Below are 8,269 nucleotides of genomic sequence, written 5' to 3' on the forward strand. Positions count from 1 at the left end.
TAGATGAATAGCGGAGAAACGTTTCTCCGCTATTAAATGTGTACTCTATCGAATGATTTCAAGCTCTTCTACGTCTTTCCCCAACTTTTCTAATTGAGGACGCAACGATTTAGCATCACCAACGACGATAATTTGATAGTCATTTGGATCAAACCATTTCTGAGCCAGCGCATTCAACGTCTGCTTATCGACTTTTTCTACGATAGCGTTTCTTTGCTGCAAGTAATCATGATCGAGGTTGTACTTAAGAATATCACTGATGAGCTCCGCTTTTTGTGTTGGCGTTTCATATTTCAGTGCATCTTTTTGACCGACCGCTTGACGCATAAATTTCATCTCTTCATCAGTAATACCTGACTGCGAGTATTCATTTAGCTCATTTTCCATCTCAATGATCGAAGCAACCGTTGCATCCGCTCGTACTTGCGCGGTGAAAACCACCGAGCCTGTTTCTGGATTACCAGAGAAATATCCGTAAGCACCGTATGTGTAACCCTTGTCTTCACGTAGATTTTGGTTGATGCGGCTATTGAAGTTCCCAGCTAAGTTGAAGTTTGCCAGTTGGCTTAGGTAAAAATCGCCCGTTGCGTCGTAAGGCATACCTTGACGAACCATCATGACCACACTTTGCGGCGCTCCTGGTTTATCAACAAGATGGATCTTTTGCTCACCTAATGCAGCAATGCTTTGCGGTGCATACAATGGCGCAGCTTCATCTTGCCAGTTTTTCCAGAACGTCAGTTGCTGCTCAATTTCCTGTTTATTGATGTCACCAACAACGACGATTTGCGCACTTTGTGGCGTGTAATGCTTCGAGTAGAATTCACGGACATCATCCAACGTTAATGCACTGACACCTGCTTGCGTGCCGTCTTTTGGTCGAGCAAAAACCGAATCCCCATAGAGCACCTGGCGACTCGCTTGTGACGCCATCCAACTTGGATTTTGGTGCTCATATACCAGGCCTTCTAGCGCTTGCATTTTTACACGCTCGAAATCATCTTGATTAAATGCAGGAGACAGCAACATCTCTTCGACAATTTTTAACGTCGGCTCTAAGTTCTTTTCTAGAGCAGAAACACTGATGTTTGTTGTATAACCTGTGGCATTAACAGAGATAACACTACCCAGTTTATCAAGCTCAGCTTGAATCTCTTCGACACTGCGTTTCGTTGTACCTTCTTGCAACATCGCAGCGGTCAATTGGGCAAGACCTTCTTTACCCTTTTCAACAAAACGTGTCCCTGCAGGTAGACTAAATTGCATCATCACCGTCGGCGTTTCATCGCTAACTGCACCAAGCAGCTCTGAGCCATTCTTGAAATGTAACTCGTACAGCTCTGGCATCGTCGCTTTCACTGGTTCTCCTACTGGCGGTTGCACTGAGCGATCGAAGTTATCGGTCGCACGACGATACGCCAATTGGTCATCGGAAATCTTCTCATATTCTGGCAACGTACGCTTTGGTGTCACAAAGGTCGCAGGTTTTACGACAAGGTCTGTTTTTCCTTTTGGGACCACGCTTAGGGTCACTTTGTTCTTACCTTGGATAAAGTCCGTATACGCTTTTTCTACCGAAGTCGGCGTAACTGCACGGATTTGTTCAAGCTGTTGCTCAAGACGATCAGGATCGCCGAAAAATGTCTCGTTGGAAGCCAACTGAGTCACTTTACCTTTAACGCTTTCTAGCGCAAAAATAGCATCCGCTTCCGCTTTACCCTTCAACTGCTCAAGGCGATCTTCTGTCACGCCTTTTTCCGCAAACTGATTCAGTGATTGTAAAAGCTCGTCGTACAGTTTTGATAGGTCGCCTTTGTCTCCAGAATCGCCCATTGCGTAAACGTAAAAGTTACACGCCAGTTCAGCACAGTCATGGAATGAACCAGCATCGACCGCTTTTTGAGTCTTCACTAGGTCTTGATAGAGCACGCTGTTGGTACCGCCACCCAATACTTCTGATAACGTGTCGAGAGACGCTTGGCTTTCTTCGCCGTTGTAGGTTGTTGGCCACGCGATCATCACCATAGGTTGTTGAATACGATCTTCTAGAGTGATGTATTTATCTTCTTGCAGTTTTGCAGGTTGTTTCGGCGCATTTTCAACCTCAGGACCACGAGGAATCGAACCGAAGTACTTATTTACCCACTCTAGAGTTTGTTCAACGTCTAAGTCACCACCGATCGTGATAGTCGCATTGTTTGGGCCATACCAACGCAAGAAAAACGCTTTGAGGTCGTTCACATCAACACGATCAAGATCTTCAACATAACCAATGGTTTGCCACGAATACGGATGACCTTCAGGATATAGCGCTTCGGACATGCGCTCCCAAATTAAGCCATAAGGACGATTATCGTAACGCTGAGCTCGCTCATTTTTTACAGTCGAACGCTGAATTTCAAATTTGCGTTGAGAAACCGCATCCAACAAAAAGCCCATACGGTCAGACTCTAACCACAGCATTTTCTCGAGCTGGTTAGCAGGGACAGTTTCAAAGTAGTTAGTACGATCGCGGTTTGTTGTACCATTTAACGTGCCGCCAGCCTCTGTGATGATTCTGAAGTGCTCTTGGTCACCAACGTTCTCTGAACCTTGGAACATCATGTGCTCAAAGAAATGCGCAAAACCAGACTTACCCACTTCTTCACGAGCTGAACCAACATGGTAAGTCACATCCACATGGACCAATGGGTCAGAATCTTCAGGAGCTAAGATCACCGTTAAACCATTATCGAGTTTATACTTTTGGTATGGAATCTTAACTTTGCCTTCTTCAGCTTTCGATGACTCAACGAAAGTTACCCCTTTCGGCAGTGATGAAACTGGCGTATTTGATGCACAGCCCGTGATCACCAACAGTGAACACGCGCCAACCCAAAACATCTTCATGTACTTTCCTTAAAATAATCCGAGATAGATGGCCGCAAGTAAGCTATACCTAGCAGCCTTTCCTAAAAATATTAAAATCACGCAAGGCAGAAACTTCATTCTTAGCCACCCTGCGGCTAAACACAGCGGGTCTCCTATTACAGGTAACCAGCTAAAAAATAATCCCCAATAGCCATACTTAGAGAGCCACTTTAATGCGGTATGACCGTGCTTTTCCTCTTGTGCTTTGTTGGGAATCCACAAGCCAAGCCAATAATTTGTTAAGCCACCAAGCGTATTACCGATAGTAGCGACCATAACAATTGAAGAAACGGAGTATTGATTTAATGAGAGAGTGGCAACTAAGCCCGCTTCAGAACCACCAGGCAACAACGTGGCACTGAGAAAACCGGTCATGAAAAGCACCCATAATGCTGAATCTGAAAACCAAAGCGCTAAACTTTCAAAACTCGTGTTAAATGCTTCTAGCATGTCATATCAAGCAACACCTTGCCTCTGGTTCTTCCTGATTCGACCTGCTGGTGAGCACCAATGACATCACTCATAGGATAAACCTGTTGAATTTCAGTCTTCAGTAAGCCAACGCCGACCATATACAACAAGGTATCTAACTGCGCAGGGTCTGGTTCAACCAACATGCCACTAGCCTCAAAGCCTAGGAGTTTGGCTTTTTCACAAATCAGCTCAGCTGTGATGGTTGGAACGGTGATGACTCTCGCATTGTCTTTCAAGCATTTAAGCGCATCTAACGCAGCATCTCCGCCTACTAAATCAATCAAAACATCAACATCTTCCACACGTTCTGACACTGGTGCAAATTGATAGTTCACTGCATGAGCACCGAGCGTCGCAAGGTAGTCTAGATTTCGTTCACTGCAGGTTGTAAAGACTTCCGCTTTCGTCGCGATCGCAATTTGTACCGCGAGGTGTCCAACACCACCGGCTCCAGCGAGGATAAGTACGCGATCGTTTTCCGTCACATTAGCCTTACTGAGAGCTTGTGCCGCAGTTTGTCCCGCCAACGGTAATGCAGCAGCTGCCTCTAAAGTGACAGAGCTAGGAACATGACTTAACTCAGTTTCTGGAACACATATGTATTGGCTGTAACCACCGCCTCGAACTGGGAAACCAATAAATCCAGCCACCTCATCACCTTCATTAAAACGTGATGCCCCCTCTCCACAAGACATCACTTTTCCTGAGATGTCGTAACCTGGCACCCAAGGTAAATTGTCCTTATTCTGCGCTGCCGCCCAACCGAGCCCAGCTCGAGTTTTGACATCAATAGGATTTACGCCTGAAAAAGCGACTTTTACTAAGACTTCACCAGGCTGTGGTGATGGTGTAGAAGCATGTTGAATCGCGAGTACGTTGGCATCACCAAACTCAGTGATAACGATCTGTTTGTGTTCCATAAACCATTCCCTGCAAGAAAACAAAAAGGGATGCGAAAGCATCCCTTTGACTATAAACCATTTTGTTAACCTAAGTTAATCGTGATTTTGTAAATTGGTTGATCATTCCATTTTCAATAATGTCTAACCAACAAGTGCTAACAATATACCAGCCGCAACGGCTGAACCCAGCACACCAGCAACGTTTGGTCCCATCGCATGCATTAACAAAAAGTTTTGCGGGTTAGCTTGTAAACCAACTTTGTTTACGACTCGCGCGGCCATTGGTACCGCAGAAACGCCAGCCGCACCAATAAGTGGGTTGATGTCTTCTTTCGAGAACTTGTTAAGCAGTTTCGCCATCAGGACGCCCGCACCAGTACCGATACTAAATGCAACTGCGCCTAACCCCAAGATACCTAACGTTTCTAGGTTCAAGAACTGCTCAGCTTGCAGCTTAGAACCAACACCAAGACCTAAAAAGATAGTCACTATGTTGATCAATTCATTTTGAGCAGTTTTCGATAAACGATCGACCACACCAGCTTCACGCATCAAGTTACCCAAACAGAACATACCAACCAATGGCGTAGCTGAAGGTAAGAACAGAATCGTCATCAGTAATACAGCAAGCGGGAAGATGACTTTCTCCCATTTACCAACATGACGAAGCTGAGCCATCTTGATTTGACGCTCTTCCTTGGTTGTCAGTGCTTTCATGATTGGTGGCTGGATGATCGGCACCAATGCCATATAGCTGTATGCCGCGACTGCAATCGCACCTAGCAGATCTGGAGAGAGCTTACTCGCTAAGAAAATCGCTGTTGGCCCATCAGCCCCACCGATGATCGCGATAGACGATGCATCCGCCATGGAAAACTCCATGCCAGGTACATAGTTGAGTAAAATAGCGCCAAACAGTGTTGCAAAAATACCAAACTGCGCAGCCGCACCTAACCACAACGTTTTTGGGTTTGCGATCAAAGCACCAAAGTCGGTCATCGCGCCCACACCCATGAAGATCAATAGCGGGAACACACCCGATTCAATCCCAATGTAGTAAACGTAGTAGAGCAAGCCACCAGGCTCAGTAAAGCCAGCATTTGGAATATTCGCCAAAATAGCACCGAAACCAATCGGCAATAACAGTAAAGGTTCAAATCCTTTTTTAATTGCCAAAAACAGCAAGGTACAACCAACCAGCATCATACAGATTTGGCCGAACTCGAAGTTAGCGATCCCTGTTTCTGCCCAAAGGGTTAACAATCCGTCCATGATACTCCCTTACGCCAGGCTCAACAGAGGCGCACCTACTGTGACAGCATCGCCTTCTTTAACGTTCAGCTCTTGAACCACACCACCACGCGCCGCTCGTACTTCAGTTTCCATTTTCATCGCTTCAAGGATGAGCAATACATCGCCTTCAGCTACCTCAGCACCAGGTTGAACATTCACTTTGAAGATGTTACCTGCAAGAGGAGCAGGTACCGCTTCTGCTGAAGCATTAGAAGGTGCGCTAGGTGTAGCCGATTTTGCCGGTGCATTAGAAGGAGCAACAGATGTCAGTTCACCTTGAGGGCCAACTTCCACCTCATACACCTGCCCGTCAACACGTACACTATAAGTTTCTACACCACCAGTTGCTGGTTGAGCTACAGGTACAGCAGGCTTCGCAGCTTCTAGCGTTGGTGCAGGCTCAAATGCTTCTGGGTTTTCACGATTCTTAAGGAACTTAAGCCCAACTTGAGGGAAAAGTGCATAAGTGAGTACGTCATCAACACGCTCACTTGCTAGCTTAATGCCTTCTGATTTCGCTTTCTCCATCAGATCAACCGTAAGCGTCTCCATTTCAGGCTCAAGTAAATCGGCAGGACGACAGGTAATTGGCTCTTTACCATCAAGCACTTTCGCTTGCAGTTCTGCATTTAACTCGGCTGGCGCTTGACCGTACTCACCTTTCAATAGGCCAGCGGTTTCCTTGGTAATACTCTTATAGCGCTCGCCAGTAAGAACGTTAATCACCGCTTGCGTACCGACGATCTGTGAAGTTGGAGTCACCAATGGAATGAAACCAAGATCTTCACGTACACGAGGGATCTCTTCTAATACTTCATCAATGCGATCCGCAGCGCCCTGCTCTTTCAACTGGCCTTCCATATTGGTCAGCATACCACCAGGCACTTGAGCAATCAGGATGCGTGAATCGACTCCTTTTAACTGGCCTTCCCACTTCGCATACTTCTTACGTACCTCACGGAAATATGCGGCGATAGGTTCCAGTTGCTCGAGTTTCAAATTGGTATCTCGCTCGGTGCCTTCTAGCATAGCGACTACCGTTTCAGTCGGTGTATGACCGTAAGTACAACTCATTGAAGAAATCGCAGTATCGAGAATATCAATACCGGCTTCTACTGCTTTTACCGCTGTTGCTGTAGACAGCCCCGTTGTTGCATGACAATGAAGTGCCAATGGCACATCACAAGACGCTTTGATACGCGTGATAAGCTCTTCCGCTTCATATGGCTTAAGTAAGCCAGACATATCTTTAATACACAGCGAGTGGCAACCTAAATCCTCTAGGCGTTTTGCCAAGTCAACCCAAGTGTCTGCGTTATGCACTGGGCTCGTTGTGTAAGACAACGTACCTTGAGCATGCGCACCAACATCAACCGTTGCTTTCACGGCTTTCTGGAAGTTTCGCACGTCATTCATTGCATCAAAAATACGGAATACATCCATGCCGTTAGCATGCGCGCGTTCAACAAACTTCTCTACTACATCGTCGGCATAATGGCGGTATCCTAAAAGGTTTTGACCACGCAGTAGCATTTGCATTGGTGTATTAGGCATCGCTTTTTTTAGTTCACGTAAACGCTCCCAAGGGTCTTCCCCTAAGAATCGAATACAAGAATCAAATGTTGCACCACCCCAAGTCTCTAGAGACCAGTAACCAACCTTATCCAACTCAGCTGCGATAGGCAGCATATCCTCAATACGCATACGCGTAGCAAATAGTGATTGATGGGCATCACGAAGGACCACATCAGTAATAGCTAGTGGTTTAGACATGCTCTTAAACTCCTTTTTAATCCTAGTTCGGCTACTTCGCGAATGAGGCGCGATGTTTATGAATCGCAGCCGAGATCGCCGCCACTACTTGTGGACTAACAGCTGAAGAGGTTGATTGAATATTAGTGTTTGTTTTTGGTGCTACGATCGGCTCTGGTACTTCTTCTGGTACCAATTTCGACATTAACCGAACGAGATAAACAAGAATAGTGAGGAAAATAAATACGACCGCCATCCCCGTTAGCATCAGGGTGGCCGCATCTACTAGCAGGCTTCCTATATTAGTCATGTTGCTTCCTTTCTTTGTCATCCTGACAACGTGCAGGACTTTAATAGTGTCAAATCCCGACCCATGGATTATCTCGATTGGTTAAATTTTGTCAATTTTGTTTAAGGAAGGTTTGTAGTAATCCTGATAAATGATTATTTATTCACTACCCAGATCACAGTTCATGACAAAATAATCACTTCAAATCGCTATCACCTTACGAACAGAGTAAAGGAGGACATAAATAAAAACTGCGATTTAGATTTCAAAATCAAATCGGGACTCACGCAGTAAAAACCAACAAAAACAGAAAGATGAACAAAATTAACAATCAATAAACAAATAACAAACAAAGTAACTACATGAGAGTAATTGAAATGAAAAATGGAAGTCAGTGTATAGGAGGGATAATCAGGATGATTTCACACGATGCGACAGAAGCTTGATAGCAAATTGCTTAGATACGCACATATTCGCTTTTAAAAAAGAGGAACATAGGCTCTAGTGATCCTACGCCATACTCCAGATGTCTAGATACAAAAAAGCCTCGCAATTGCGAGGCTTTTTCAATGAGTGGCGCGTCCTGGAGGATTCGAACCTCCGACCGCCTGGTTCGTAGCCAGGTACTCTATCCAGCTGAGCTAAGGAC

6 protein-coding genes are annotated in these 8,269 nt (G+C 45.5%); all 6 read right to left on the reverse strand.

Features of this window, described 5'->3' with window-relative positions:
• Positions 1–45: 45 nt before the first annotated feature.
• The 6 genes from R7O12_RS01295 to R7O12_RS01320 all read right to left on the reverse strand — a co-directional run bounded on the left by R7O12_RS01295 (position 46) and on the right by R7O12_RS01320 (position 7,641).
• On the reverse strand, positions 46–2,889 hold the full coding sequence (locus tag R7O12_RS01295; protein ID WP_017820389.1) for a M16 family metallopeptidase: 2,844 nt from the start codon (positions 2,887–2,889) through the stop codon (positions 46–48).
• A gap of 9 nt (positions 2,890–2,898) precedes the next feature.
• Entirely contained in the window at positions 2,899–3,360 is a 462-nt protein-coding gene (locus R7O12_RS01300) for a YqaA family protein (protein WP_005379938.1), read from the reverse strand.
• A complete protein-coding gene (locus R7O12_RS01305) occupies positions 3,354–4,304 on the reverse strand; it encodes an NADP-dependent oxidoreductase (protein WP_005385434.1) in 951 nt (316 codons plus the stop codon). Before R7O12_RS01305 ends, R7O12_RS01300 begins: the two co-directional genes overlap by 7 nt.
• Positions 4,305–4,427: 123 nt before the next feature.
• Positions 4,428–5,558: a sodium ion-translocating decarboxylase subunit beta gene (locus R7O12_RS01310; protein WP_005379935.1), complete on the reverse strand. Its 1,131-nt coding sequence runs from the start codon at positions 5,556–5,558 to the stop codon at positions 4,428–4,430.
• Positions 5,559–5,567: 9 nt separating this feature from the next.
• Positions 5,568–7,352, reverse strand: a complete 1,785-nt coding sequence (oadA, locus tag R7O12_RS01315) for a sodium-extruding oxaloacetate decarboxylase subunit alpha (protein ID WP_053349862.1) — start codon at positions 7,350–7,352, stop codon at positions 5,568–5,570.
• Positions 7,353–7,383: 31 nt separating this feature from the next.
• The gene (locus R7O12_RS01320; protein WP_054579070.1) at positions 7,384–7,641 is read right to left on the reverse strand and encodes an oxaloacetate decarboxylase subunit gamma; all 258 of its coding nucleotides are present in this window, start codon (positions 7,639–7,641) and stop codon (positions 7,384–7,386) included.
• Positions 7,642–8,269 lie beyond the last annotated feature (628 nt).

This window comes from Vibrio sp. Vb1574 (assembly GCF_033338675.1).

What these genes read in the sequence shown, in the direction of transcription:
- R7O12_RS01295 (WP_017820389.1), bottom strand. Translation starts at nt 2,889, where the DNA reads ATGAAGATGTTTTGGGTTGGCGCGTGTTCACTGTTGGTGATCACGGGC.
- R7O12_RS01300 (WP_005379938.1), bottom strand. Translation starts at nt 3,360, where the DNA reads ATGCTAGAAGCATTTAACACGAGTTTTGAAAGTTTAGCGCTTTGGTTT.
- R7O12_RS01305 (WP_005385434.1), bottom strand. Translation starts at nt 4,304, where the DNA reads ATGGAACACAAACAGATCGTTATCACTGAGTTTGGTGATGCCAACGTA.
- R7O12_RS01310 (WP_005379935.1), bottom strand. Translation starts at nt 5,558, where the DNA reads ATGGACGGATTGTTAACCCTTTGGGCAGAAACAGGGATCGCTAACTTC.
- oadA (WP_053349862.1), bottom strand. Translation starts at nt 7,352, where the DNA reads ATGTCTAAACCACTAGCTATTACTGATGTGGTCCTTCGTGATGCCCAT.
- R7O12_RS01320 (WP_054579070.1), bottom strand. Translation starts at nt 7,641, where the DNA reads ATGACTAATATAGGAAGCCTGCTAGTAGATGCGGCCACCCTGATGCTA.